General features: G+C 44.1%; 36 protein-coding genes. 2 read left to right on the top strand and 34 right to left on the bottom strand.

Features of this window, described 5'->3' with window-relative positions:
* Nucleotides 1–53 precede the first annotated feature (53 nt).
* Entirely contained in the window at nt 54–800 is a 747-nt protein-coding gene (locus V8Z93_RS04490; RefSeq protein ID WP_203041732.1) for an RDD family protein, read from the top strand.
* A gap of 83 nt (nt 801–883) precedes the next feature.
* Here V8Z93_RS04490 and V8Z93_RS04485 read toward each other — a convergent pair whose 3' ends face one another.
* The gene (locus V8Z93_RS04485) at nt 884–3,925 is read right to left on the bottom strand and encodes a PEP/pyruvate-binding domain-containing protein (RefSeq protein WP_439432501.1); all 3,042 of its coding nucleotides are present in this window, start codon (nt 3,923–3,925) and stop codon (nt 884–886) included.
* A gap of 144 nt (nt 3,926–4,069) precedes the next feature.
* On the opposite strand from V8Z93_RS04485, the gene V8Z93_RS04480 reads away from it, so the two are divergent.
* Nucleotides 4,070–4,618 carry a septal ring lytic transglycosylase RlpA family protein gene (locus tag V8Z93_RS04480; protein ID WP_439432500.1) on the top strand — a complete coding sequence of 183 codons (549 nt, stop codon included), beginning with the start codon at nt 4,070–4,072 and terminating at the stop codon, nt 4,616–4,618.
* Between the two features lie 68 nt (nt 4,619–4,686).
* Here the strand turns inward: V8Z93_RS04480 and V8Z93_RS04475 are convergent, their stop codons facing one another.
* The 33 genes from V8Z93_RS04475 to rpsG all read right to left on the bottom strand — a co-directional run bounded on the left by V8Z93_RS04475 (nt 4,687) and on the right by rpsG (nt 23,325).
* Nucleotides 4,687–5,559, bottom strand: a complete 873-nt coding sequence (locus V8Z93_RS04475; protein WP_203048901.1) for a hypothetical protein — start codon at nt 5,557–5,559, stop codon at nt 4,687–4,689.
* 194 nt (nt 5,560–5,753) lie between these two features.
* Nucleotides 5,754–6,239, bottom strand: a complete 486-nt coding sequence (rplQ, locus tag V8Z93_RS04470; RefSeq protein ID WP_203041087.1) for a 50S ribosomal protein L17 — start codon at nt 6,237–6,239, stop codon at nt 5,754–5,756.
* A 33-nt stretch (nt 6,240–6,272) separates the two neighbouring features.
* Nucleotides 6,273–7,268: a DNA-directed RNA polymerase subunit alpha gene (locus V8Z93_RS04465; protein ID WP_203041086.1), complete on the bottom strand. Its 996-nt coding sequence runs from the start codon at nt 7,266–7,268 to the stop codon at nt 6,273–6,275.
* A gap of 12 nt (nt 7,269–7,280) precedes the next feature.
* Nucleotides 7,281–7,886, bottom strand: coding sequence for a 30S ribosomal protein S4 (gene rpsD, locus V8Z93_RS04460; RefSeq protein WP_203041085.1), 606 nt, complete (start codon nt 7,884–7,886; stop codon nt 7,281–7,283).
* Nucleotides 7,887–7,928: 42 nt separating this feature from the next.
* Complete coding sequence (gene rpsK / locus V8Z93_RS04455) at nt 7,929–8,318, bottom strand: 30S ribosomal protein S11 (protein WP_153092358.1); 390 nt, start codon at nt 8,316–8,318, stop codon at nt 7,929–7,931.
* Between the two features lie 20 nt (nt 8,319–8,338).
* Nucleotides 8,339–8,719, bottom strand: a complete 381-nt coding sequence (gene rpsM, locus V8Z93_RS04450) for a 30S ribosomal protein S13 (RefSeq protein ID WP_022252022.1) — start codon at nt 8,717–8,719, stop codon at nt 8,339–8,341.
* A 97-nt stretch (nt 8,720–8,816) separates the two neighbouring features.
* Nucleotides 8,817–8,933: a 50S ribosomal protein L36 gene (rpmJ, locus tag V8Z93_RS04445; protein ID WP_006848814.1), complete on the bottom strand. Its 117-nt coding sequence runs from the start codon at nt 8,931–8,933 to the stop codon at nt 8,817–8,819.
* 18 nt (nt 8,934–8,951) lie between these two features.
* Nucleotides 8,952–9,170 (bottom strand): translation initiation factor IF-1, encoded by a 219-nt coding sequence (gene infA, locus V8Z93_RS04440; protein ID WP_006848815.1) that lies wholly within the window; start codon nt 9,168–9,170, stop codon nt 8,952–8,954.
* Nucleotides 9,171–9,172: 2 nt separating this feature from the next.
* Nucleotides 9,173–9,973 (bottom strand): type I methionyl aminopeptidase, encoded by an 801-nt coding sequence (map, locus tag V8Z93_RS04435; protein ID WP_439432499.1) that lies wholly within the window; start codon nt 9,971–9,973, stop codon nt 9,173–9,175.
* Nucleotides 9,974–9,988: 15 nt separating this feature from the next.
* Entirely contained in the window at nt 9,989–11,326 is a 1,338-nt protein-coding gene (gene secY, locus V8Z93_RS04430; protein ID WP_203041083.1) for a preprotein translocase subunit SecY, read from the bottom strand.
* A gap of 4 nt (nt 11,327–11,330) precedes the next feature.
* Nucleotides 11,331–11,777, bottom strand: coding sequence for a 50S ribosomal protein L15 (gene rplO / locus V8Z93_RS04425; RefSeq protein ID WP_203041082.1), 447 nt, complete (start codon nt 11,775–11,777; stop codon nt 11,331–11,333).
* Between the two features lie 26 nt (nt 11,778–11,803).
* The gene (rpmD, locus tag V8Z93_RS04420; protein WP_006848818.1) at nt 11,804–11,980 is read right to left on the bottom strand and encodes a 50S ribosomal protein L30; all 177 of its coding nucleotides are present in this window, start codon (nt 11,978–11,980) and stop codon (nt 11,804–11,806) included.
* Between the two features lie 16 nt (nt 11,981–11,996).
* A complete protein-coding gene (gene rpsE, locus V8Z93_RS04415) occupies nt 11,997–12,509 on the bottom strand; it encodes a 30S ribosomal protein S5 (RefSeq protein WP_117662536.1) in 513 nt (170 codons plus the stop codon).
* A 6-nt stretch (nt 12,510–12,515) separates the two neighbouring features.
* Nucleotides 12,516–12,860, bottom strand: coding sequence for a 50S ribosomal protein L18 (gene rplR / locus V8Z93_RS04410; RefSeq protein WP_022122151.1), 345 nt, complete (start codon nt 12,858–12,860; stop codon nt 12,516–12,518).
* An 18-nt stretch (nt 12,861–12,878) separates the two neighbouring features.
* Nucleotides 12,879–13,451 carry a 50S ribosomal protein L6 gene (gene rplF / locus V8Z93_RS04405; protein ID WP_203041081.1) on the bottom strand — a complete coding sequence of 191 codons (573 nt, stop codon included), beginning with the start codon at nt 13,449–13,451 and terminating at the stop codon, nt 12,879–12,881.
* A 14-nt stretch (nt 13,452–13,465) separates the two neighbouring features.
* A complete protein-coding gene (rpsH, locus tag V8Z93_RS04400) occupies nt 13,466–13,861 on the bottom strand; it encodes a 30S ribosomal protein S8 (RefSeq protein ID WP_006848822.1) in 396 nt (131 codons plus the stop codon).
* Nucleotides 13,862–13,931: 70 nt separating this feature from the next.
* A complete protein-coding gene (gene rpsN, locus V8Z93_RS04395) occupies nt 13,932–14,234 on the bottom strand; it encodes a 30S ribosomal protein S14 (RefSeq protein ID WP_089543921.1) in 303 nt (100 codons plus the stop codon).
* Between the two features lie 5 nt (nt 14,235–14,239).
* Nucleotides 14,240–14,794 (bottom strand): 50S ribosomal protein L5, encoded by a 555-nt coding sequence (gene rplE / locus V8Z93_RS04390; RefSeq protein WP_203041080.1) that lies wholly within the window; start codon nt 14,792–14,794, stop codon nt 14,240–14,242.
* Entirely contained in the window at nt 14,794–15,111 is a 318-nt protein-coding gene (rplX, locus tag V8Z93_RS04385; protein ID WP_203041079.1) for a 50S ribosomal protein L24, read from the bottom strand. The genes rplE and rplX overlap by 1 nt, the downstream gene beginning before the upstream one ends.
* A 21-nt stretch (nt 15,112–15,132) precedes the next feature.
* Complete coding sequence (gene rplN, locus V8Z93_RS04380; RefSeq protein ID WP_089543923.1) at nt 15,133–15,498, bottom strand: 50S ribosomal protein L14; 366 nt, start codon at nt 15,496–15,498, stop codon at nt 15,133–15,135.
* A 2-nt stretch (nt 15,499–15,500) separates the two neighbouring features.
* Nucleotides 15,501–15,767, bottom strand: a complete 267-nt coding sequence (gene rpsQ, locus V8Z93_RS04375; RefSeq protein WP_006848827.1) for a 30S ribosomal protein S17 — start codon at nt 15,765–15,767, stop codon at nt 15,501–15,503.
* A 2-nt stretch (nt 15,768–15,769) separates the two neighbouring features.
* Nucleotides 15,770–15,964, bottom strand: coding sequence for a 50S ribosomal protein L29 (gene rpmC / locus V8Z93_RS04370; RefSeq protein WP_006848828.1), 195 nt, complete (start codon nt 15,962–15,964; stop codon nt 15,770–15,772).
* 2 nt (nt 15,965–15,966) lie between these two features.
* Nucleotides 15,967–16,395: a 50S ribosomal protein L16 gene (gene rplP, locus V8Z93_RS04365; protein ID WP_006848829.1), complete on the bottom strand. Its 429-nt coding sequence runs from the start codon at nt 16,393–16,395 to the stop codon at nt 15,967–15,969.
* A 16-nt stretch (nt 16,396–16,411) separates the two neighbouring features.
* Nucleotides 16,412–17,146, bottom strand: coding sequence for a 30S ribosomal protein S3 (rpsC, locus tag V8Z93_RS04360; RefSeq protein ID WP_203041078.1), 735 nt, complete (start codon nt 17,144–17,146; stop codon nt 16,412–16,414).
* 9 nt (nt 17,147–17,155) lie between these two features.
* Entirely contained in the window at nt 17,156–17,560 is a 405-nt protein-coding gene (rplV, locus tag V8Z93_RS04355; RefSeq protein ID WP_006848831.1) for a 50S ribosomal protein L22, read from the bottom strand.
* A 36-nt stretch (nt 17,561–17,596) separates the two neighbouring features.
* Entirely contained in the window at nt 17,597–17,863 is a 267-nt protein-coding gene (gene rpsS, locus V8Z93_RS04350) for a 30S ribosomal protein S19 (protein WP_006848832.1), read from the bottom strand.
* A gap of 10 nt (nt 17,864–17,873) precedes the next feature.
* A complete protein-coding gene (gene rplB, locus V8Z93_RS04345) occupies nt 17,874–18,701 on the bottom strand; it encodes a 50S ribosomal protein L2 (RefSeq protein WP_022122147.1) in 828 nt (275 codons plus the stop codon).
* Between the two features lie 8 nt (nt 18,702–18,709).
* On the bottom strand, nt 18,710–19,003 hold the full coding sequence (gene rplW, locus V8Z93_RS04340) for a 50S ribosomal protein L23 (protein ID WP_006848834.1): 294 nt from the start codon (nt 19,001–19,003) through the stop codon (nt 18,710–18,712).
* 17 nt (nt 19,004–19,020) lie between these two features.
* Nucleotides 19,021–19,650 carry a 50S ribosomal protein L4 gene (rplD, locus tag V8Z93_RS04335; RefSeq protein WP_439432498.1) on the bottom strand — a complete coding sequence of 210 codons (630 nt, stop codon included), beginning with the start codon at nt 19,648–19,650 and terminating at the stop codon, nt 19,021–19,023.
* The gene (gene rplC, locus V8Z93_RS04330; RefSeq protein ID WP_153125299.1) at nt 19,650–20,264 is read right to left on the bottom strand and encodes a 50S ribosomal protein L3; all 615 of its coding nucleotides are present in this window, start codon (nt 20,262–20,264) and stop codon (nt 19,650–19,652) included. Before rplC ends, rplD begins: the two co-directional genes overlap by 1 nt.
* 20 nt (nt 20,265–20,284) lie before the next feature.
* Nucleotides 20,285–20,590: a 30S ribosomal protein S10 gene (gene rpsJ, locus V8Z93_RS04325; protein ID WP_006283658.1), complete on the bottom strand. Its 306-nt coding sequence runs from the start codon at nt 20,588–20,590 to the stop codon at nt 20,285–20,287.
* A gap of 113 nt (nt 20,591–20,703) precedes the next feature.
* The gene (gene fusA / locus V8Z93_RS04320) at nt 20,704–22,818 is read right to left on the bottom strand and encodes an elongation factor G (protein WP_203041076.1); all 2,115 of its coding nucleotides are present in this window, start codon (nt 22,816–22,818) and stop codon (nt 20,704–20,706) included.
* A 30-nt stretch (nt 22,819–22,848) separates the two neighbouring features.
* Nucleotides 22,849–23,325, bottom strand: a complete 477-nt coding sequence (gene rpsG, locus V8Z93_RS04315) for a 30S ribosomal protein S7 (protein ID WP_022110377.1) — start codon at nt 23,323–23,325, stop codon at nt 22,849–22,851.
* Between the last annotated feature and the right edge of the window lie 62 nt (nt 23,326–23,387).

The raw sequence follows: 23,387 nt of genomic DNA, 5'->3' as shown, positions 1-23,387 counted from the left end.
TTTCCGTAAGTTTGCAGACAGAATAACATCAATCATCTATAAAACGTGGAATTATGACAAGTTCTAACATCACAACCAACCAATTCGTAAGAATAGACCAGACGCCTGCGAGCATTGCCGAAAGAGTGATAGCACGCATCATCGACATGGTTATAGCTGGCATCATCGGCTTCACTGCCATGTATTTCTACTTTGAACTCGACTATGAAACAAGAAACCAACTCAATTATTTGTTTTTCTTTCTGATTATATTGCCACTCTGGCTGTACGACTTCCTCTGGGAAACCTTCAACGAAGGTCAGTCGCCAGGGAAATATATCATGAAGATAAGGGTGGTGAACAAAGATGGTTCCCGCCCCACCATGGGTTCTTTCTTCATGAGATGGCTGCTCAGCACGATAGATGTGGGATTAAGCGGCATCGGACTCCTGTTTATCCTGCTCACCAAGAATGCGCAGCGCCTGGGCGATCTGGCTGCTGGAACAATGGTTATCAAGCAGGTGAACCTGGATAAAATCCATGTATCACTAGATGAATTCTACTATGCCAAGAAAGACTATCGCCCGGTATATGAAGAGGCGAAGAATCTATCGCAGGCACAAATTGAGGTGATTGAGAAAGCGGTTTATGGCGGCAATGGGGAACACGAAAACCAGATAGCCACCCTTGCCGACAAGGTTGCGAAATTCCTGGGGATAGAAGATAAGCTGAAGGCTTCTATACAAAAAGGAAATAGCAAGGAAAAATTCCTTGCTACTATCCTTCATGATTACAATTACTATCTGCTGGAGCTGGTATAAGTACATTACTGAAGTTATATACGTACCTTGATAGAGCAGGCTTGATTATAACTTGTTTACGTACTTTGATGGAACTGTCTTGATTACTCTTTCGGAATCAAGACTGCTCCTTCCTGCTTCTTTCCATCCATCAGTATCCTCATCGGATGCGCAAAGCGCACATGGCGTACATACTGCGTCTCTTCTACTGCCGGCATCGCATCCAATATCTCCTTGTTCACGAAACCGCCTTCTTCGGTGTTGGTATCTACCGTGAAGTAACCCACACCGAAAGAGGTGAGGTTCTGGAAGAAATGGGTGCCTTGGCTCGGGTCGATGTTGTAGTTCTTCAAAGCTACTTCCACGATGACCCGAGCGGCGCTGATATGCGGCCACTTGACCGGCACACCCAGATAATGGTCGCTAGAACCCCAACGGCCCGGACCTATCAGCACATAATTCTTCCCTTCGGCAAGGAACTTACGATTGATTCGTTCGATATCATCAGCCACATAGAAATTATTCATCGCCGAGAAGTGATCATCATACTTCACATAGACCACATCTACCACATCTTCGCAGATTCCATGCCCGAGCGAATTGTGGGAACGGAGCAGACAGTCGGCATCCGGTATCGCCTTCACATCCTCATCGAGCATTTCCTTGGCATCCACTATCGGACGAATCTGGAGCAGATAGAATTCGCACGTTCTATCATTGCTGATATTGCAGGCAAACTCTATTTCCACAGGACGGCGCATCGCCTCGGAGCCAAACTTCATCGACATCTGCATCAACTCTGGCAAAGGTACTACTCCATGCTGGAGCACACTGGCAAAGGTAATCAGTTTTCTGCCCGTTTCATACACACCATCATTGATAACCTGGTCGTATGGGTCGAAAGTAGAAGCGATATAGGTGAGGCTCAGGTCTTCCACGGCATCCTTCACACGAAGTTTGAGGATGTTGAAGCCATCATCTACCTTGAAATCCTCGCCCACATGCTTCATGTCGAGGGCATAAAACTGGGTCTGCGTATCACGCAAAGCCATCTCCGTTTCTGATGTCTGGAGCACCTGATGCGGATGATAAGGACAGACACGCAGGGTTTGACCGCCATCCACGATATACTTACCCAATCCGAGGGCGAGACTAGCTATGCCTTCCTCTGCCTCTTCATCTCCTATAGGATAATAGTTGAGCGAACGGAGCACACCACTCATTGTTGGGTAGAAACGGGTGCCATAATCCTTACCCACCACCTGCTGCAGGATAACCGCCATCTTCTCCTGGTCGATGACGTTGCTGGTGGCTGTCATATACGCCTTGGAATCACGATAGAACACGGAGGCATACACGCCCTTGATGGCACAAGCCAACATCTGGAGCATCTGATACTTATCCTCAAGATAAGGAATCATATAGGTGGAATAGATGCCGGCGAAAGGCTGATAGTGCGCATCCTCAAGAAGCGAACTGGAACGGATGGCGATAGGACTCTTCGTTGCCTCAAAGAAGGTGAAGAAGTCGGCTATCAGGGAATCCGGCAACTGCGCATGCAGGAAGTGCTTCAATATCTCATCATCGCTGGCATCGCTCAACGCTATCGGATAGAGATTGTTGCTCATCATAAATTCATCGAAGATATCGGTACAGAGCACCACGGTCTTCGGAATCTGCACGGTGGCATTCTCATACTGATTGAACTCCGGATGGCGCTTGATGATATTGTCGAGGAAGGCAAGACCTCTACCCTTTCCGCCCAGTGATCCCTCGCCAATGCGGGCAAAGTGAGCATACTTATCGAACTTCATTCTATCGAACACAGCTACCACACCCAGGTTCTTCATGTGGCGGTACTGCACGATGGCATCAAAGATAATCTGCCTGTGGGCATCCACATCCTGAAGCTTCTCCCAAGTAACATGCTTCAGGAAAGCCGACACTGGGAAGATGGCACGTGCACAAAGCCAGCGGCTCATGTGGTTGCGGCTGATATGATAGAGCATCGAATCGTTAGGGATGTTGAAGATATTATCCTGCAACTCCTTCAGGCTTCTGATGCGCATGATCTCCTCGTGGGTCTTAGGATCACGGAAGATGAAATCACCAAAGCCCATGTGCTCCTCCATCAATCTTCGGAGATCTACACTCATCTTCTTGGAATTCTTGTCCACGAAGCGGAAACCCTCAGCTTCTGCCTTGGCACGGTTATCACTCTCAGAACTTTCGAGGATGAGGGGCACGAAAGAGTCATGCTTACGGATGTAACGGAAGAGCTGCAAACCTGCATCAGGACATTTCTCGCGACCGAAGGTATCGGTGCCATACTCAGGCTTGACATCTTCATCAACCTCATTTCCAAAAGCCCTGGCGGCACACTTCAAAGGGAACCGGGCATCGCTGATGACTCCAAGGGTATTATTGGAATACTTATCATACAGTTTCTTCGCCTCCTCATAGGTACGAGCCAATACCACCTTAGGACGGCCACGCATACGCATGGTTGCGGCATGGCGGTTCAGGGCTTCCTTGGAGAAGTTCTTGCTCTGCTCCAGAATGTAATTATAGAGGTTGGGCAAGATGGAACTGTAGAAGCGAATAGAGTCCTCGACCAGAAGAATCATCTGCACACCCGCCTCCTGAATATCATGCTCCAGATTCATCTTATCCTCAATCAACTTGATGATGGAAAGAATCAAGTTGGTATTTCCCAACCAACAGAATACATAATCGAAGATGCTCAAATCCTCGTTCTGCATTCGCTTGGTGATACCATGTGAGAAAGGGGTAAGAACCACACAGTGGATGTTAGGGAACTTGCCCTTGATATCACGGGCCACATCAAAGGCATCATTATCTGCATTACCAGGCATACAGATGACCAGGTCTATCACCGTAGAACGCAACACCTGAGCAGCCTCTTCCGTGGTAGAAACCTGTGTAAAGGTAGGCGGATAACGAAGACCAAGCTCCATATACTCATTATATATCTTCTCCTCGATGCGACCATCATCTTCAAGCATGAACGCATCGTAAGGGTTGGCTACAATCAACACATTGTAGATACGGCGCATCATCAGATTGACAAACGATACGTCTTTCAAGTAGAACTTATTCCACTCATTAGGTACATTATTTTCCATATCTGTCGCTATTTATACTGCAAAGATAGTATTTTTCTGATATTTCCTTGCATTTTTCATCTATTTTTTATATATTTGCAACCAAAATATCGAGAAGTTATGAAAATAAAATACTTAATCATAGCATTATTGACTACGTTTTTTATGAGTCCATGTTGTGCACAGAAGCATCAACACGGAAAGGCATCGTATTATTCAAAGCGAGCCACAGGCGCACGCTCTGCAAGCGGGCAAAAGATACATCACGACAGTTTGACGTGTGCACACCGTTACTATCCATTCGGCACCATGCTGAAAGTAACCAATCTCAGAAATGATAAAAGCGTAATCGTGAAAGTAATAGATCGTGGTCCTTACGGAAGAGGAAGAATCATCGACCTTTCATGGGCGGCTGCCAAGGAAATCGGCATGATTGCACAAGGTGTAGGAACCGTCAAGGTGGAGAGACTGGATAACCCTGTGCCATATAAGCCAGAAGACTGTAAACTTCCTAAGATTGATTTCGAAATGGCAGAATTTGAACCCAAGAACTATTTCGAAAAAAAGGAGGAGGCTTTGGAACAGGCAGCTGAAAAAAAGCATAAGTCATCATCGAATGAGAACGCTAAAAAAGGCGAAATAAAAGACAAAGACAAACATAATAATACAAAAGATAAACATAACAATACAAAAACGAGCAAGAACCATCATTAACAGGTTCTTGCTCGTTCATATTGAATATGTGGCAACTTATGGAAAACAAATCTAAGGGAACAGACATATCATCGTTTGGTAGGGATATTGAATTCATTCACCTTAGAGATTGATTTCCCTTCATGAATGACACTCACACAGAAACGAGCCATACCATCCTTTAACTTTCTATCGGACTTCACCATTGCGGTATATCTCACTCCCGAACCTGGAGCTATCTTTTCAATATGAATACTAGGCGAAATAAAGATGTGCCTGTTACCTGTCATCTCAATCACTGTAGGCACAACATCAAATACAGGATACTGCCCACGATTCATCACTTCGAATATCAACTTACAGGTTTCATCACGATTCAGACAATTGTCTTCATTTGCATCCACAAAACGGGCATTTACTATCTCTAAGCTAGGGCAATAAGATAGTCTGGCACCGAGTTCTTCAACTGTTGCAGATGGCATAGAAGTAGTTGGCTGCTGAGCACTATAATCACCGGTATAATCCTTACCCTGGAAATCATAGAGACGGTCGTCTCCTCCATTATTGGAATCAAAAATATCAGAGTTATCAGTTACTGGAGTACTATAATCATATATGTCATCACTATTGACTGAGGAAGAGCGATCAGTACGAGGATGATGACGAGAAGCAGATGGATAATTGGAACGAGAACGGTCAATCCTATCACGTTGATAAGCAGCTTCACGATCGGCCTGAGCCTTATCTGCCTGACTACCGATGGCCGCACCAACCATAGCACCACCAGCCATACCTACAATCGTACCAATGTCAGAACCTCTTGGACCACCAGAAAGACCACCTATAGCGGAACCGAGGATAGACCCGATGGAACTGCCGGCATAAGCTCCACTTCCCGTATATGTATCGCAACTACTCATCAGCATAGACGAGCAAAGCATAAAAAGTATCACCTTTTTCATAACCTTATCTTTTAAATCTACTGCAAAAGTACAACTAATTCTTGAAAACTTCAAGAAAGAATCCCTAAATAATGTTAGGGAATCCCCTAAATAAAGATAAAGAGTAAAAGAAGGCAAAACTAAAAAAGAAGGAACTAAAAAAGCGCTCCTGTCTGAAGACAAGAGCGCTTATATTTTGTGAGATCTGTTGTAACTTATTCAGCTGCAGCTTCCTCAGTTGCAGGAGCCTCTGCTACAGGTGCCTCCTCAGCCTTAGTTGCCTTGCGACTACGACGAGTCTTCTTAGCAGCAGCCTTAGGAGTCTTAGCCATGTTCTCATCAAAGTCAACGAGCTCGATGAAAGCAATCTCAGCTGCGTCACCCTGACGGGTACCCAACTTGATAACGCGAGTGTAACCACCTGGACGGTTAGCTACCTTCTCAGCTACCTCACCGAAGAGAGCCTTAACAGCATACTTGTTCTGAAGATAACGGAAAACAACACGACGTGATGTAGTTGTATCATTCTTTGAACGAGTGATTAATGGCTCAACATACTTCTTAAGAGCCTTTGCCTTTGCGAGGGTCGTAGTGATTCTTTTGTGCTCGCTCAAGATAAGTGATGAAGCCATGTTAGCCAACATCGCGTTACGATGAGAAGCAGTACGACCTAAATGGTTGAATTTCTTATTGTGTCTCATTTTTGTTTTTGTTCTTTTTGGACAAAGGATGCATTACGCATCCTTGTCTAATTTATACTTTGAAATATCAGTTCCAAAAGACAGATTCAGACTCTCGAGCAAATCATCAAGCTCTGAAAGCGATTTCTTACCGAAGTTGCGGAACTTCAAGAGGTCAGTCTTGTTATACTGAACCAAGTCACCAAGAGTCTCTACATCAGCTGCCTTCAAGCAGTTGAGAGCACGAACACTCAAGTTCATATCTACGAGACGAGTCTTAAGCAACTGGCGCATGTGGAGAACCTCCTCATCAAACTCTTGATTGCTCTCTTGATCAGGGCTTTCGAGAGTGATCTTCTCATCAGAGAAGAGCATGAAGTGATAAATGAGAATCTTCGCAGCCTCTTTCAGTGCATCCTTAGGACTAATGGAACCATCTGTTGTAACTTCAAGTACGAGCTTATCGTAGTCAGTCTTCTGCTCAACACGATATGGCTCTACAGCGTACTTCACGTTACGAATAGGGGTGTAGATGGAATCGATTGGGAGAACGTTAACGTCTGTGCAGAATTGACGATTCTCATCAGCAGGCACGTAACCACGTCCCTTATTAATAGTCAAATCAATCTGCATCGAAGCTTTGGAGTCTAAATGACAAATCACCAAATCAGGGTTTAACACTTCAAATCCAGTCAGATACTTGCCAATGTCACCAGCCTTGAATTCTGTAGAATTCTCAACGGTGATACTAACTTTCTCATTCTCGAATTCTTCTACTACTTGCTTGAATCGAACTTGCTTGAGATTCAAGATAATGTTGGTAACATCTTCCTTTACACCAGGAACTGAAGAGAACTCGTGCTCAACACCCGCAATGCGGATTGTGTTGACAGCATAGCCCTCCAGCGATGAAAGGAGAATGCGGCGCAAGGCGTTACCGATGGTTACGCCAAAGCCAGGCTCCAGAGGACGGAATTCAAACTTTCCGAACTGGTTGTCAGCCTCCAGCATTACTACTTTATCAGGTTTTTGAAATGCTAATATCGCCATTAATTTAATGATTTATTTAGAGTACAACTCAACGATTAACTGCTCCTTGATATTCTCTGGAATGTCGGCACGCTCTGGCTTGTGCAAGAACTTGCCACTCTTTGAATTATCATCCCACTCAATCCATGGGTACTTGCTATGATTGAAACCAGCGAGTGCTGCTTCGATTACCTCGAGAGACTTAGACTTCTCACGAACAGCAACAACCATACCTGGCTTAACTGCAAATGAAGGGATATTAACTACCTTGCCATCAACAGTGATGTGCTTGTGACCTACCAACTGGCGTGCAGCAGCACGAGTTGGAGCGATACCAAGACGGAAAACCACGTTGTCAAGACGGCACTCGAGATTCTGAAGAAGAACCTCACCAGTAATACCCTCAGCCTTAGCAGCCTTCTCAAACATATTACGGAACTGACGCTCTAATACACCATAAGTGTACTTAGCCTTCTGCTTCTCTGCCAACATGACACCGTACTCAGACATCTTTCTGCGACGGCTGTTGCCATGCTGTCCAGGAGGGAAGTTTCTCTTGGACAAAACTTTGTCTGCGCCGAAGATTGGCTCACCAAAACGACGCGCAATTTTAGATTTCGGACCTATATATCTAGCCATAATATTTATAAAATGCTATAATGTTTGTATCAATGAATGCTATTATACACGACGACGCTTTGGAGGGCGACATCCGTTGTGTGGTAATGGAGTTACGTCAACGATTTCAGTAACCTCGATACCTGCACCGTGTACGGCACGGATAGCAGACTCACGACCATTACCTGGACCCTTTACGTATGCCTTCACCTTGCGAAGACCAAGGTCGAATGCAACCTTAGCACAATCCTCTGCAGCCATCTGGGCAGCATAAGGAGTATTCTTCTTAGAACCACGGAAACCCATCTTACCAGCTGAAGACCAAGAAATAATCTGACCCTCGTTGTTAGCAAGAGATACAATGATGTTGTTGAATGAGCTGTGTACGTGAAGCTGACCGATAGCGTCAACGCGTACGTTTCTCTTCTTAGATGTTGCTTTTTGCTTTGCCATAATTAATTTCCTCCTTAGAATTACTTAGTAGCCTTCTTCTTATTAGCAACAGTCTTCTTCTTACCCTTACGAGTACGAGCATTGTTCTTAGTGCTCTGTCCGCGAACAGGAAGACCATTACGATGTCTAACTCCACGATAGCAACCAATATCCATCAGTCGCTTAATGTTCATCTGGATCTCTGAACGGAGATCACCTTCAACCTTGAACTCAGCGCCGATAATTTCACGGATCTTGGCTGCCTGATCGTCAGACCACTCGCTGACTTTCAGGTCACGGCTTACACCTGCCTTATCCAATATCTTTGCTGAACTACTTCGACCGATACCATAGATATAGGTCAATGCGATTTCGCCACGCTTATTCTGGGGCAAATCTACTCCAACAATTCTTATTGCCATTGTTTAATAAAAAATTAAAAATTAATACCTTGCTTTAAAAGCGGTGCAAAAGTACAACTTTTTTTTGAATTAGCCATACTTTTACCAAACTTTAACATTAGCCCTGACGCAATTTCATCTTAGGGTTCTTCTTGTTAATAACGAAGAGACGACCCTTACGACGTACGATCTTGCAATCAGCTGAACGCTTCTTCAATGATGCTCTTGTCTTCATAACCTTATATAGTGATAATTATTTGTATCTAAAAACAATTCTACCCTTTGTCAAGTCGTATGGACTCATTTCCACCTTAACCTTATCACCAGGTAAAATCTTGATGTAATGCATTCTCATCTTACCAGAGATGTGGGCAGTAATGTCAACACCATTCTCTAATTCAACGCGGAACATAGCATTTGATAATGCCTCTACAATAGTTCCATCTTGCTCAATAGCGGCCTGTTTTGCCATAATTAAAAATTTTGTCCTTCTAAATGTTCAACTTCTACGAATGAAGATAAAATTTCAGCTTTACCTTTTCGAACAACTATAGTATGCTCGTAATGAGCAGCTGGCAGACGATCTCTAGTTACTATACTCCATTTATCGGGAAGTAATCCTATCTTTCGGTCGCCCATAGTAATCATTGGCTCAATGGCAAGGCACATGCCCTCTTTCAACAAGATGCCAGAACCTCTACTACCGTAGTTACGGACTGGAGGATCTTCATGCATTTCCTTCCCAATACCATGACCAGTCAATTCACGAACAACTCCATAACCAAAACCTTGGCAATGGTTTTGAATCGCATAACCAATATCACCCAAGTGATTTCCTGCTATAGCCTGTTCAATACCTAGATACAAAGATTCTTTAGTTACCTTTAGAAGTTGCTTAACATCAGAAGATATTTTTCCAACAGCGAAAGTATAGCAACTGTCACCATTGAAACCTTCGAGAAGAGTTCCACAATCAATGGAAATAATATCTCCTTCCTTGAGGACACTCTTTTCACTTGGTATTCCATGTACAACTACATCATTGATAGATGTACATATACTAGCGGGAAAAGGCTCTCCAAATGGATTAGGAAAATTCTTAAACGTTGGAATCGCACCATGATCACGGATGAATTCCTCGGCTACCTTATCCAATTGGAGAGTCGTTACACCTGGTTTTATATGTTTACCTAACTCTGCAAGGGTAGCACCAACGAGTTGGTTTGCCTTACGCATTAGGTCAATTTCATCCTCTGTCTTCAGAAATATCTGCATTTCAAAAGATAAAGATTAATATGCAGCAACACCACCCTGACGAGTATGGCCTGAATTAAGAAGACCATCGTAGTGGCGCATAAGCAAATGACTCTCAATCTGCTGCAATGTGTCAATGACAACACCTACCAAAATCAACAGAGATGTACCTCCGAAGAATTGTGAGAAGGCCTGCTGCACATCAAGAAGTCCTGCAAGAGCTGGCATAATCGCAATAAATGCTATAAATAATGAACCTGGTAAAGTAATACGAGACATTACGGTATCAATGTACTCAGCGGTATCCTTACCTGGCTTAACGCCTGGAATGAAACCATTGTTACGCTTCATATCTTCAGCCATCTGAGTTGGGTTCAATGTAATCGCAGTGTAGAAATATGTAAATGCAATCACTAAGGTTACATAAACAACATTATAAAGCAAACTGCGGTTATCCATCAACTGCTGAACAACGCTGCTTGCGTTCTCAGACTGATAGCGAACTATCGCCAATGGAATAAACATCAAAGCCTGTGCAAAGATGATAGGCATCACGTTGGCTGCAAAAAGCTTCAAAGGAATGTACTGACGTGCACCACCATACTGCTTATTGCCAACCAATCGCTTGGCATACTGAACCGGAATCTTGCGTGTACCCTGTACCAAAAGAATTGAAGCACAAACTACAGCATAGAGAATGAGAATCTCAACAATGAACATAATAAGACCACCACCAGAAATTGCCTGCAAACGAGAAGTAACCTCCTGAACGAATGCCTGAGGCAAACGAGCGATGATACCAATCATAATGATCAGAGAGATACCATTACCAACACCCTTATCAGTGATACGCTCACCTAACCAGAGAATGAACATACTACCTGCTGCCAAGATGATAGTTGCCGGAATCATGAAGACAGTCCAGCTAATACCTGTTGCCAGAGCATTGGCTGCCTGCATCTTCAAGTTCAAAAGGTAACTAGGAGCCTGAAAGACCAAGATGGCGACAGTCAGGACTCTAGTATACCATTGTATTTTTTTGCGGCCACTCTCACCCTCTCGCTGCATCTTCTGGAAATAAGGCACAGCGACAGCAAGAAGCTGCATAACAATTGAAGCTGAGATATAAGGCATAATTCCCAACGCAAAGATAGACGCATTGGAAAATGCACCACCAGAGAACATGTCCAGAAGCGACATAAGACCGCCAGAGGTCTGCGACTGCAATTTTTCCAACATGCTCGGGTTGATACCAGGAAGTACAACAAACGAGCCAAAACGGTAAATAGCCGTAAACAGAAGAGTAATAAGGAGTCTCTGACGGAGATCCTCAATCTTCCAACAGTTCTTTAGTGTCTCAATAAACTTTTTCATTTACTTAGATTATAGTTGCGTTACCACCAACTGCCTTGATTGCCTCTTCAGCAGTCTTTGAGAAAGCATTAGCTTCAACTTCCAATTTTGCTTTAAGTTCGCCGTTACCGAGAACCTTAACCAGCTCCTTACCATTGGTAAGACCTGCAGCCTTAAGTTCCTCAATACCGATCTTTGTAAGGCTCTTTGCCTCGGCAAGAGCCTGAAGAGTTGAAAGGTTTACTGCGAAGTACTCCTTATGGTTGATATTCTTGAAACCAGCCTTTGGAACACGACGCTGCAATGGCATCTGACCACCTTCGAAACCAATCTTTCTCTTATAACCAGAACGAGCCTTGGCACCCTTGTGACCACGTGTAGAAGTACCACCGAGACCAGAACCTGGACCACGACCAATACGACGACGTGAATGGGTAGAACCTGCAGCAGGTTTCAAATTATTTAATTTCATAATCGTTCCTAATTTATAAAGATTAATTAATCAACTACACTTACGAGGTGATGAACCTTACGGATCATACCACGGTTGCTAGGAGTATCCTCTACCTCAACAACCTGAGAAATCTTGTGGAGACCAAGACAAGCGAGTGTACGCTTCTGATCTACTGGAGCACCGATTTTACTCTTAATCTGCTTGATTTTAATTGTTGCCATATTCGACTTTTCCTAATTAACCGTTAAATACTTTATCCATACTGATACCACGCTCACCTGCAACAGTGTAAGCATCGCGCATCTCAGCGAGAGCTGCGATAGTAGCCTTAACAAGGTTGTGGGCATTAGAAGAACCCTTAGACTTTGCGATGACATCCTTGATACCAACACTCTCAAGTACAGCACGCATAGCACCACCGGCCTTCAAACCAGTACCGGCTGCAGCAGGCTTGATGAGTACCTTAGCACCACCGAATGCAGTCTCTACCTCATGAGGAACTGTACCCTTAAGTACAGGAACCTTAACCAAGTTCTTCTTAGCAGCCTCAGTACCCTTGGCGATGGCAGCTGTAACCTCACCTGCCTTACCAAGACCGTAGCCGATTACGCCATTACCGTCACCAACAACGACGATAGCAGCGAATGTGAAAGTACGACCACCCTTAGTAACCTTAGTTACACGGTTGATAGCAACCAAGCGATCCTTAAGTACTTCTTCGTTATTTACTTTTACTTTATCCATTGCCATAATCGTTTAAAATTTAAGACCACCATTACGAGCACCCTCAGCCAACTGCTTTACGCGACCATGGTAGAGATAACCATTACGGTCGAAAACTACTGCCTCAACGCCAGCAGCCTTAGCCTTCTCAGCGATGAGCTCGCCAACCTTAGTTGCCTGCTCCTGCTTAGGCATCTTCTCCAAACCGAGTGAAGAAGCTGATGCAAGTGTAGTGCCTGTCAAATCATTAATAACCTGAGCGTAAATCTGCTTGTTAGAGCGGAAAACACTAAGACGTGGACGCTCAGCTGTTCCGTTAACACTCTTACGAATGCGGAACTTTATCTTAATTCGTCTTTCTACTTTCTTTGTTGTCATAATCGTAAATACTTAAAATTACTTAGCTGAAGCACTCTTACCAGACTTTCTGCGAATAACTTCACCCTTAAAGAGAATACCCTTACCCTTATAAGGCTCAGGCTTGCGGAAAGAACGAATTTTTGCACAAACGAGTCCCAACAACTGCTTGTCGCATGACTCCAATGTCAAGATTGGGTTCTGGTTTCTTTCAGACTTAGTCTCAACCTTAATCTCCTTAGGCAACTGGATGAAAATAGGGTGAGTGTAACCCAAAGCGAACTCAATAAGGTTGCCCTGGTTAGAAACACGATAACCAACACCTACCAATTCCAAAACCTTTGTATAGCCTGCGCTAACGCCAACAACCATGTTGTGAACGAGAGAGCGATACAAACCGTGGAAAGCCTGCTTCTGCTTAACATTTACAGGACTATTTTCATCGATTTCAAAGCTAATATGACCATCTGCATTGTTAAACTTGATAGATGGATCAATCCACTGAGAAAGTTCACCCTTAGGGCCCTTTACTGTACAAACGTGTGAATCGTTGTCATAGTTTACAGTAACGCCTGCAGGGATACTAATTGGCAATTTTCCTATTCTAGACATATAAAAGCCTCCAATTAATAAATATAGCAAAGAACCTCGCCACCGATCTTAAGATCAGAAGCCTCTTTGTCTGTCATTACACCTTTGGATGTAGATAAGATAGCAATACCTAATCCGTTAATAACTCTTGGCATGTCCTTGTAACCAGTGTACTTACGCAAACCTGGAGTAGACACGCGCTTCAAACACTTGATAGCGTTTTGCTTTGTAGTTGGGTTGTACTTCAAGGCAACCTTGATTGAGCCCTGAGGACCATCCTCTACAAACTTGTAGTTGAGGATGTAACCTTTCTCGAAGAGGATCTTAGTAATCTCTTTCTTCAAGTTAGACGCAGGAACTTCAACAACACGGTGATGAGCCATGATTGCGTTTCTGAGTCTTGTCAGATAATCTGCTATTGGATCTGTCATAATATAAATGTTTAATTAATCGGGACTACCCCGACAATATTAAATAAAAAAATTCTTTTGCCTGTAAGGATTACCAGCTTGCCTTCTTTACACCTGGAATCAAACCTGCAGAAGCCATCTCACGGAACTGGATACGTGAAAGACCGAACTGGCGGATATAACCCTTTGGACGACCAGTGATCTTGCAACGGTTGTGAAGACGGATAGGGTTTGCATTCTTAGGGATAGCCTGAAGCTTACGAGCTGCCTCGTATGCTTCGGCTGGATCATTAGAAGTTGCAATAATCTTTTTCAGAGCTTCGCGCTTTTCAGCGTAACGAGCTACAAGCTTTGCACGCTTAATCTCGCGAGCTTTCATTGATTCTTTTGCCATATCTCTTAATCTTTATTTGCGTTCTTGAATGGAAGACCGAATGCCTTCAAAAGAGCAAAACCTTCCTCGTCTGTCTTAGCAGTTGTAACGAAGGTGATGTTCATACCCTGGATGCGATCGATCTCATCGATGTTGATCTCAGGGAAGATAATCTGCTCTGTGATACCCAATGTATAGTTACCACGGCCATCAAACTTGCTCTCAATACCCTTGAAGTCGCGGATACGAGGAAGAGAAACACGAACGAGCTTCTCCAAGAACTCATACATACGCTCACGACGCAATGTTACCATAACACCGATAGGCATCTTCTTACGAAGCTTGAAGTTTGCAATATCCTTCTTAGAATATGTAGCAACAGCCTTCTGACCGGTGATAGCAGTAATCTCATTGATAGCTACGTCAACAATCTTCTTGTCCTGTGTAGCATCACCGAGACCCTGGTTGATAACAATCTTCTTCAACACAGGAATTTCCATTGCTGAAGAATAGTTGAACTGCTTCTGCAAAGAAGGAGCGATAGTCTCCTTATATACTTTCTTTAACTGTGCTGTATCCATTACTTGATTTCCTCCCCTGACTTTTTAGCGATGCGAACAACGTTTTTACCCTCATGCTTGATAGCAACGCGAGTAGCCTTGCCACTCTTAGGATCGATCAAACTCAAATTTGAGATATGAATAGGAGCCTCCTGCTTAACAATACCTCCCTGAGGATTCTTTGCAGATGGCTTAGTGCTCTTAGATACCATGTGCACACCCTCAACGATGGCACGGTTCTCGTCAACGAGGACCTTGAGCACCTTACCTGTCTTGCCCTTATCAGCACCGGCAATAACGATAACGGTATCGTCTTTCTTAATATGTAACTTACTCATTACTTTATACTTTTAAAAATATTAAAGAACCTCAGGTGCCAAAGAAACGACTTTCATATTAACTGCACGAAGCTCACGAGCAACAGGACCGAAGATACGGCTACCACGAAGCTCACCTGCATTGTTGAGCAATACACAAGCGTTATCATCGAAACGGATGTAAGAACCATCAGCACGACGAATTTCCTTCTTTGTGCGAACAATCAAAGCCTTTGATACTGCACCTTTCTTCAAATCACTTGATGGGATAACGTTCTTGACAGCAACGACAATCACGTCACCAACACTAGCGTAACGACGGCCTGTACCACCGAGAACTCGAATGCAAAGAGCCTCGCGAGCACCGCTGTTATCACATACTGTAAGTCTTGATTCTGCCTGTATCATAATTACTTAGCTTTTTCTACAATTTGTACTAATCTCCATCTCTTAGTCTTAGACAGAGGACGAGTCTCCATGATCATAACTGTATCACCTACGTTAGCCTCATTGTTCTCGTCATGTGCATGGTACTTCTTTGTCTTCTGGACAAACTTACCATAAATAGGGTGCATCTCCTTGAACTTAGCTGCAATAACAATGGTTTTATCCATCTTGTTGCTGATAACAACACCCTGTCTTACTTTTCTTAAATTTCTTGTTTCCATCTGGACCATTATTATTTGTTAAGTTCTCTCTGACGAAGTTCAGTTTTCATACGTGCGATATCACGACGAGCAACCTTAATCTCTGATGGATTCTCAAGTGGAGTTACATTGTGGTTGATCTTCTTCTTGTTCAAAGCGTCAACAGCTGCCTCCAACTTCTCAACCAATTCCTTGGTCTCGATATTTTTAATTTCTGCAATCTTCATAATTAAGCGTTTTTATCGTAATCACGTCTAACAATAAACTTAGTCTTCACAGGAAGTTTCTGAGCGCAAAGACGGAGTCCCTCCTTTGCGATGTCGAAACTAACACCCTCTACTTCAAAGAGAATGCGACCTGGTGTAACAGGTGCAACCCATCCTGCTGGATCACCCTTACCTTTACCCATTCGGACATCGGCTGGCTTACGAGTGATTGGCTTATCAGGGAAAATGCGGATCCAGACCTGACCCTGACGATTCATGTAGCGGTTCAATGCCACACGAGCTGCCTCGATCTGACGGCTATCGATCCACTTTGACTCAAGAGTCTTGATGCCGAAAGAACCGAATGCCAATTGTGTACCTCTATGAGCGTTGCCTTTGTTGCCACGACCATCTTGAGGTCTTCTATATTTTACTCTTTTTGGCTGTAACATGATAGCTTTCTAAAATTTAACGGTTATTGTTTCTTTTACGATTACCACCACGGTTGTTAGAGCGACCGTTACCACGGTTGTTGTTGCTCTTGTTATCCTGAGAGAAGTTTGGAGTAAGATCAGCCTTACCATAAACCTCACCACGACAAATCCAAACCTTGATACCAAGCAAACCTACCTTAGTAAGTGCCTCGCACTGGCAGTAGTCGATGTCTGCACGGAAAGTGTGAAGAGGAGTACGACCCTCCTTGTACATTTCCTTACGTGCCATTTCAGCACCGTTCAGACGACCTGTAATCTGAATCTTGATACCCTCAGCACCAGCACGCATAGTGTTAGCAACTGCCATCTTGATAGCGCGACGATAAGCAATCATGTGCTCAATCTGGCTCGCGATGTTCTTACCTACGATGGTAGCATCAAGCTCAGGCTTCTTAACCTCGAAGATGTTGATCTGAATATCTTTCTTATAAAGCTTCTTCAACTCTTCCTTCAACTTATCTACATCCTGACCACCTTTACCAATGACAATACCTGGACGGGCTGTGCAAATAGTAATGGTAACAAGCTTCAATGTACGTTCGATAACGATACGAGAAACGCTTGCCTTAGCAAGGCGCTCGTTAAGATACTTACGGATTTTCTGATCCTCAACGAGGTTGTCACCGAAGTTCTTACCACCGAACCAATTTGAATCCCAACCACGGATAACACCAAGTCGGTTACTAATCGGATTAACTTTCTGTCCCATTCTACTTAATTATTTTTCGTCATTAGTTTTTGCATCAACAAAGAGAGTTACATGGTTAGAACGCTTACGGATTCTATAACCACGACCCTGTGGTGCAGGTCTCATACGTTTCATTGTAACGCCTTCGTCAACGAAGACCTTACTGATATAAAGCTCACCGTCTTCAGCCTTGCGATTATTCTTTGCCTCCCAGTTAGCGATAGCTGAACGAAGTAATTTCTCAACGTCAGCAGATGCCTGCTTCTTAGAGAAGCGAAGTACTCCGAGTGCACGGTTAACCTCCATACCACGAATCATGTCTACTACATAGCGCATCTTACGTGGAGAAGAAGGAACGCCTACCAACTTAGCGAAGTACAAGTTTTTACGGGCTTCTTTCAATTTCTCAGCCGCAATATGTTTTCTTGCTCCCATTATTTACTTAAATTTTTAAATGGTTTAACCCTTAGCTTACTTTCTGTTACCAGAGTGACCGCCAAAGCGACGTGTTGGAGCGAACTCTCCAAGCTTGTGGCCAACCATATTCTCTGTAACATAAACAGGGATAAATTTGTTACCGTTATGAACTGCAACAGTATGTCCTACGAAATCAGGAGATATCATTGAAGCTCTAGCCCATGTCTTAACAACATTCTTCTTGCCACTCTCGTTCATAGCGAGAATCTTCTTCTCGAGAGAAACGTTGATGTATGGACCTTTTTTAAGTGAACGACTCATAATTTACTCTTTATTTTTTGTTAGCTCTTTCGATAATATACTTGTTAGAAAGCTTCTTAGGTGCGCGAGTCTTAAGACCCTTAGCGTACAAGCCCTTACGTGAACGTGGGTGACCACCACTCTGGCGACCTTCACCACCACCCATTGGGTGATCAACAGGGTTCATAACAACACCACGGTTGTGTGGACGACGACCCAACCAGCGTGAGCGACCAGCCTTACCAGACTGCTCAAGAGCGTGGTCAGAGTTACCAACACTACCAACTGTAGCCTTACAAGCACTCAAAATCTGGCGTGTTTCACCAGAAGGGAGCTTAATTACACAATAACTGCCCTCACGAGAAGTCAACTGAGCAAAATTACCAGCCGAACGAACCAACAAAGCACCCTGACCAGGACGCAACTCAATGTTGTGAATCACTGTACCAACAGGGATGTTTGCCAAAGGAAGACAGTTACCAATCTCAGGAGCAGCTTCTGCACCTGACATCAAAGTAGCGCCTACCTCAAGTCCGTTAGGAGCAATAATGTAACGTTTTTCACCATCAGCGTAGTAAAGCAATGCGATACGAGCCGAACGATTTGGATCGTACTCGATTGTCTTAACAACTGCTGGAACACCATCTTTCTCACGTTTGAAGTCGATTAAACGATACTTCTGCTTGTGACCACCGCCAATGTAGCGAACGGTCATCTTACCGGTGTTGTTTCGACCGCCGGTAGAACGTTTACCGTAAACGAGAGACTTCTCTGGCACGGATGCAGTAATATCCTCGAACGTGCCAATAACCTTGTGTCTTTGACCCGGAGTAACCGGTTTTAATTTACGTACTGCCATTTTTTATTTTAAATATTGCTGTAAAAATCAATTGTATCGCCCTCCTTAAGAGTAACGATTGCCTTCTTGAACGCATTCTTCTGACCCTTAACAAGACCTGCCTTAGTGTAACGGGCAGAGCGCTTGCCAGCATAGCGAATTGTGTTCACGTCAACTACTGTAACATTATACAGACTCTCAACTTCCTTCTTAATCTCGAGCTTATTAGCCTCAGGACGAACAACGAAGCCATAGCGGTTAGGCTGCTTGTCTGTAATCTTGGTCATCTTCTCAGTAACCAATGGTTTGATAATAAATGCCATATTCTAATATCTCCTTTTTACTTTGTTAAGATCTGGTCGATAGTCTCCAGCGACTTTTCAGTAATCACTACTACATCAGCATTCAAAACTTTATACGAATTGACGTTAGATGCGAGGATAACCTCAGCGCGCTGTAAGTTACGTGCAGACAAATATACGTTTTTATTTGATTCTGGCAAAACGAAGAGCACTTTTTTGCCCTCAATTTTAAGATTCTTAAGAACACTTAAGAATTCTTTAGTCTTAGGAGCCTCAAAAGTGAAATCTTCCAACATCACGATAGAGTTCCCCTGAGCCTTGTAAGACAATGCTGACTTACGAGCAAGAATCTTTACTTTCTTGTTGAGCTTGAAGCGGTAATCACGTGGCTTAGGACCAAATACGCGAGCACCACCTACGAGTACAGGTGAGTTAATATCACCACGACGAGCACCGCCGCCGCCCTTCTGACGACCAAGCTTACGAGTAGAACCGCTCATCTCGCTTCTCTCCTTAGACTTAGCTGTACCCTGACGCTGGTTAGCGAGATACTGCTTTACGTCGAGGTAGAGAACGTGATCGTTAGGCTCAATGCCGAAGACTGCATCATTAAGAGCTACCTTGCGGCCGGTCTCCTGACCTTTGATATCTAATACGCTAACTTCCATTATTTCTCAATTAAAACAGTTGAACCTTTGCATCCAGCGAAAGAACCCTTAACGATAAGGAGATTCTGCTCTGGAATTACCTTTAACACCTGAAGGTTCTGAGTAGTAACTCTGTCACCTCCCATTTGGCCGCCCATGCGCATACCCTTGAATACCTTAGCAGGGTAAGAACATGCACCAATAGATCCCGGCTTGCGAGCGCGGTCATCCTGACCGTGAGTAGACTGACCTACACCACCGAATCCGTGACGCTTTACAACGCCCTGGAAGCCTTTACCCTTTGATGTACCAATTACGTCAACGAACTTGCAGCCGTTGAAGATTTCAACTGTAATGGTGTCACCGAGGTTGTACTCCTCATCAAACTTGAACTCGGCCAAGTGCTTCTTAGGTGTTGTGCCTGCCTTCTTGAAGATTCCCATCATAGGCTGAGAAGTACGCTTCTCCTTTGCCTCGCCGAAACCTAACTGATAAGCCTTGTAACCATCCTTCTCTACGGTCTTAACCTGGGTTACAACACAAGGACCTACTTCGATAACAGTGCACGGAATATTCTTACCGTCGGCACTGAAAACGGATGTCATTCCGATTTTCTTTCCAATTAATCCTGGCATTTCAATTTAATTTTTAATAATTAGACTTTGATTTCTACTTCTACACCACTTGGCAATTCAAGCTTCATCAAGGCATCAACTGTCTTAGCTGTTGAGCTGTAGATGTCGATGAGACGCTTGAAATCTGAGAGCTGGAACTGCTCGCGAGACTTCTTGTTAACGAAAGTACTGCGGTTTACAGTAAAAATACGCTTGTGTGTTGGCAATGGAATAGGACCGCTAACGATAGCGCCTGTTGCCTTAACAGCCTTCACAATCTTCTCAGCTGACTTGTCAACCAACTGGTGGTCGTAAGACTTCAGCTTAATTCTGATTTTCTGACTCATTTTTAAAATTAAGTTATTAATATTATGAATTATTTTAGTCTAATGGAAGAAGAGGTACGCTGCTTAAGAGTCATTCGCTAAGCAGCGCCTCATCTTACCGTTATTTCTTTTTATTAAAGGAGTTCTGCGTGACCCTTAACCTCCTCCAACACTGCCTTAGCGATTGTTGAAGAGAGAGGTGCATGGTGATCATACTCCATAGAGCTTGTTGCACGACCAGAAGTGATAGTACGCAAAGCTGTTACATAACCGAACATCTCAGCCAATGGAACCATAGCCTTTACGATGCGAGCACCGCTACGACCTTCTTCCATACCCTGAACGAGACCACGGCGCTTGTTCAAGTCACCGATTACATCACCCATGTTCTCTTCTGGAGTAACAACCTCTACCTTCATGATAGGCTCCATCAAAACAGGACCTGCCTTAGGGCAAAGTACCTTGAATGCCTGATGTGCTACCAACTCGAATGACAACTGGTCAGAGTCAACTGGGTGGAAGCTACCATCGGTCAAAGTTACCTTCAAACCTGTCATTGGGAAGCCACCGAGTACACCATTTGACAAGCAATCAGCGAAGCCCTTCTGTACAGATGGGATGAATTCCTTAGGAACGTTACCACCCTTAACCTCGTTGATGAACTGCAAGTCGCCCTCCTTATAATCCTCGTCCTTAGGACCGATGGTTACGTCGATACAAGCGAACTTACCACGACCACCAGACTGCTTCTTGTAAGTCTCACGGCTCTGAGCTGTCTTAGTGATAGCCTCCTTATAGTTAACCTGAGGCTTACCCTGGTTACACTCAACCTTGAACTCACGCTTCAAACGGTCGATGATGATATCCAAGTGGAGCTCACCCATACCAGAGATGATAGTCTGACCGCTCTGCTCGTCTGTACGAACTGTGAAGGTTGGGTCCTCCTCAGCCAACTTAGCGAGACCGTTATCCATCTTAGCGATGTCAGCCTGGCTCTTTGGCTCAACTGCGATAGAGATCACAGTATCAGGGAATGTCATAGACTCCAATACGATTGGGTGATCCTCATCACAGAGTGTATCACCTGTACGGATATCCTTGAAACCTACACCTGCACCGATATCACCAGCGTCGATAGACTCCATTGGAATCTCCTGCTTAGAGTTCATCTGGAACAGACGGCTGATACGCTCGCGCTTGCCAGAACGTGGGTTGTAAACGTAAGAACCAGCAACAACCTTACCTGAGTAAACACGGAAGAATACCAGGCGGCCCATGAATGGGTCTGTAGCAATCTTAAATGCGAGAGCAGATGTTGGCTCATCCTCAGATGGCTTGCGATCCTCTTCCTCCTCAGTATCAGGGTTAGTACCGACGATATTTGGAGTATCCATTGGTGAAGGCAAGAATGCGCATACATAGTCGAGCAATGGCTGAACACCCTTGTTCTTGTATGAAGAACCGAGCAACATTGGGCAGCACTCCATAGCACAGCAGCCCTTACGGATAGCAGCAAGCAGCTTCTCCTCTGGAATATCCTGGCCATCGAGATAGAGCTCCATAACCTCGTCGTCGAAGTTAGCAGCACCCTCAAGAAGCTTATCACGCCACTCTGCAGCCTCGTCAGCCAAATCAGCAGGAATATCCTCTACATCATACTCAGCACCCATAGTCTCATCGTGCCAGAGAATAGCCTTCATCTTAATCAGGTCAACTACACCCTTGAAGTTCTCCTCTGCACCAATAGGAATCTGAATAGCAATAGGATTAGCACCCAAGATATCCTTCATCTGCTGAACTGTCTCAAAGAAGTTAGCACCTGAACGGTCCATCTTGTTTACATAACCGATACGAGGTACATTGTACTTGTCAGCCTGGCGCCATACTGTCTCTGACTGTGGCTGTACACCATCAGCTGCAGAATATGTAGCAACAGCACCATCGAGTACACGGAGTGAACGCTCAACCTCAGCAGTGAAGTCAACGTGTCCCGGAGTATCGATCAAGTTAATCTTATAAGACTTACCGAGATAGTTCCAGTTACAAGTTGTAGCTGCAGAAGTAATAGTAATACCACGCTCCTGCTCCTGGGCCATCCAGTCCATAGTAGCAGCACCATCGTGTACCTCACCAATCTTATGAGTCTTACCTGTATAGAACAAGATACGCTCAGATGTTGTTGTCTTACCGGCATCGATGTGCGCCATGATACCGATGTTACGTGTCAAATGTAAATCGCGATTTGCCATTTTTCTTTTAAACCTATTTTATATGTTAAATTAGAATCTGAAGTGAGCAAATGCACGGTTAGCCTCAGCCATACGATGCATATCCTCCTTGCGCTTGAAAGCGCCACCCTGATTGTTATAAGCATCCATAATCTCTGCTGCGAGCTTATCTGCCATAGTCTTACCACCGCGCTTACGAGCGAAGATAATAAGATTCTTCATAGAGATACTCTCCTTACGATCAGGACGAATTTCTGTAGGAACCTGGAAAGTTGCACCACCGATACGGCGGCTCTTAACCTCAACCTGTGGAGTAATATTATCGAGAGCCTGCTTCCAAATCTCAAGTGCAGACTTCTCCTCGTTAGCCATCTTAGCCTTTACGGTATCGAGTGCATTGTAGAAAATCTCATAAGATGTATTCTTCTTACCGTCATACATCAAATGATTTACGAATTTAGAGACCTTCTGGTCGTTGAAGACTGGATCTGGAAGGATCACTCTCTTCTTTGGTTTTGCTTTTCTCATTTTTAATTGAAAAATTTAAATTCTGCATGGGGCTGTATATCGTTCTTCAACACTCGCACCCG

The organism is Segatella copri (assembly GCF_051861805.1).
Lineage (GTDB): Bacteria > Bacteroidota > Bacteroidia > Bacteroidales > Bacteroidaceae > Prevotella > Prevotella copri_M.
The sequence above is the reverse complement of the archived record's forward strand: the minus strand, read 5'-3'. Positions and strand labels throughout refer to the sequence as shown.

Bases quoted from the DNA above. Each gene is read 5' to 3' on its own strand.
- V8Z93_RS04490 (WP_203041732.1), top strand. From the start codon at position 54: ATGACAAGTTCTAACATCACAACCAACCAATTCGTAAGAATAGACCAG.
- V8Z93_RS04485 (WP_439432501.1), bottom strand. From the start codon at position 3,925: ATGGAAAATAATGTACCTAATGAGTGGAATAAGTTCTACTTGAAAGAC.
- V8Z93_RS04480 (WP_439432500.1), top strand. From the start codon at position 4,070: ATGAGTCCATGTTGTGCACAGAAGCATCAACACGGAAAGGCATCGTAT.
- V8Z93_RS04475 (WP_203048901.1), bottom strand. From the start codon at position 5,559: ATGAAAAAGGTGATACTTTTTATGCTTTGCTCGTCTATGCTGATGAGT.
- rplQ (WP_203041087.1), bottom strand. From the start codon at position 6,239: ATGAGACACAATAAGAAATTCAACCATTTAGGTCGTACTGCTTCTCAT.
- V8Z93_RS04465 (WP_203041086.1), bottom strand. From the start codon at position 7,268: ATGGCGATATTAGCATTTCAAAAACCTGATAAAGTAGTAATGCTGGAG.
- rpsD (WP_203041085.1), bottom strand. From the start codon at position 7,886: ATGGCTAGATATATAGGTCCGAAATCTAAAATTGCGCGTCGTTTTGGT.
- rpsK (WP_153092358.1), bottom strand. From the start codon at position 8,318: ATGGCAAAGCAAAAAGCAACATCTAAGAAGAGAAACGTACGCGTTGAC.
- rpsM (WP_022252022.1), bottom strand. From the start codon at position 8,719: ATGGCAATAAGAATTGTTGGAGTAGATTTGCCCCAGAATAAGCGTGGC.
- rpmJ (WP_006848814.1), bottom strand. From the start codon at position 8,933: ATGAAGACAAGAGCATCATTGAAGAAGCGTTCAGCTGATTGCAAGATC.
- infA (WP_006848815.1), bottom strand. From the start codon at position 9,170: ATGGCAAAACAGGCCGCTATTGAGCAAGATGGAACTATTGTAGAGGCA.
- map (WP_439432499.1), bottom strand. From the start codon at position 9,973: ATGCAGATATTTCTGAAGACAGAGGATGAAATTGACCTAATGCGTAAG.
- secY (WP_203041083.1), bottom strand. From the start codon at position 11,326: ATGAAAAAGTTTATTGAGACACTAAAGAACTGTTGGAAGATTGAGGAT.
- rplO (WP_203041082.1), bottom strand. From the start codon at position 11,777: ATGAAATTAAATAATTTGAAACCTGCTGCAGGTTCTACCCATTCACGT.
- rpmD (WP_006848818.1), bottom strand. From the start codon at position 11,980: ATGGCAACAATTAAAATCAAGCAGATTAAGAGTAAAATCGGTGCTCCA.
- rpsE (WP_117662536.1), bottom strand. From the start codon at position 12,509: ATGGCAATGGATAAAGTAAAAGTAAATAACGAAGAAGTACTTAAGGAT.
- rplR (WP_022122151.1), bottom strand. From the start codon at position 12,860: ATGACAACAAAGAAAGTAGAAAGACGAATTAAGATAAAGTTCCGCATT.
- rplF (WP_203041081.1), bottom strand. From the start codon at position 13,451: ATGTCTAGAATAGGAAAATTGCCAATTAGTATCCCTGCAGGCGTTACT.
- rpsH (WP_006848822.1), bottom strand. From the start codon at position 13,861: ATGACAGATCCAATAGCAGATTATCTGACAAGACTCAGAAACGCAATC.
- rpsN (WP_089543921.1), bottom strand. From the start codon at position 14,234: ATGGCAAAAGAATCAATGAAAGCTCGCGAGATTAAGCGTGCAAAGCTT.
- rplE (WP_203041080.1), bottom strand. From the start codon at position 14,794: ATGGATACAGCACAGTTAAAGAAAGTATATAAGGAGACTATCGCTCCT.
- rplX (WP_203041079.1), bottom strand. From the start codon at position 15,111: ATGAGTAAGTTACATATTAAGAAAGACGATACCGTTATCGTTATTGCC.
- rplN (WP_089543923.1), bottom strand. From the start codon at position 15,498: ATGATACAGGCAGAATCAAGACTTACAGTATGTGATAACAGCGGTGCT.
- rpsQ (WP_006848827.1), bottom strand. From the start codon at position 15,767: ATGGTCCAGATGGAAACAAGAAATTTAAGAAAAGTAAGACAGGGTGTT.
- rpmC (WP_006848828.1), bottom strand. From the start codon at position 15,964: ATGAAGATTGCAGAAATTAAAAATATCGAGACCAAGGAATTGGTTGAG.
- rplP (WP_006848829.1), bottom strand. From the start codon at position 16,395: ATGTTACAGCCAAAAAGAGTAAAATATAGAAGACCTCAAGATGGTCGT.
- rpsC (WP_203041078.1), bottom strand. From the start codon at position 17,146: ATGGGACAGAAAGTTAATCCGATTAGTAACCGACTTGGTGTTATCCGT.
- rplV (WP_006848831.1), bottom strand. From the start codon at position 17,560: ATGGGAGCAAGAAAACATATTGCGGCTGAGAAATTGAAAGAAGCCCGT.
- rpsS (WP_006848832.1), bottom strand. From the start codon at position 17,863: ATGAGTCGTTCACTTAAAAAAGGTCCATACATCAACGTTTCTCTCGAG.
- rplB (WP_022122147.1), bottom strand. From the start codon at position 18,701: ATGGCAGTACGTAAATTAAAACCGGTTACTCCGGGTCAAAGACACAAG.
- rplW (WP_006848834.1), bottom strand. From the start codon at position 19,003: ATGGCATTTATTATCAAACCATTGGTTACTGAGAAGATGACCAAGATT.
- rplD (WP_439432498.1), bottom strand. From the start codon at position 19,650: ATGGAAGTTAGCGTATTAGATATCAAAGGTCAGGAGACCGGCCGCAAG.
- rplC (WP_153125299.1), bottom strand. From the start codon at position 20,264: ATGCCAGGATTAATTGGAAAGAAAATCGGAATGACATCCGTTTTCAGT.
- rpsJ (WP_006283658.1), bottom strand. From the start codon at position 20,590: ATGAGTCAGAAAATCAGAATTAAGCTGAAGTCTTACGACCACCAGTTG.
- fusA (WP_203041076.1), bottom strand. From the start codon at position 22,818: ATGGCAAATCGCGATTTACATTTGACACGTAACATCGGTATCATGGCG.
- rpsG (WP_022110377.1), bottom strand. From the start codon at position 23,325: ATGAGAAAAGCAAAACCAAAGAAGAGAGTGATCCTTCCAGATCCAGTC.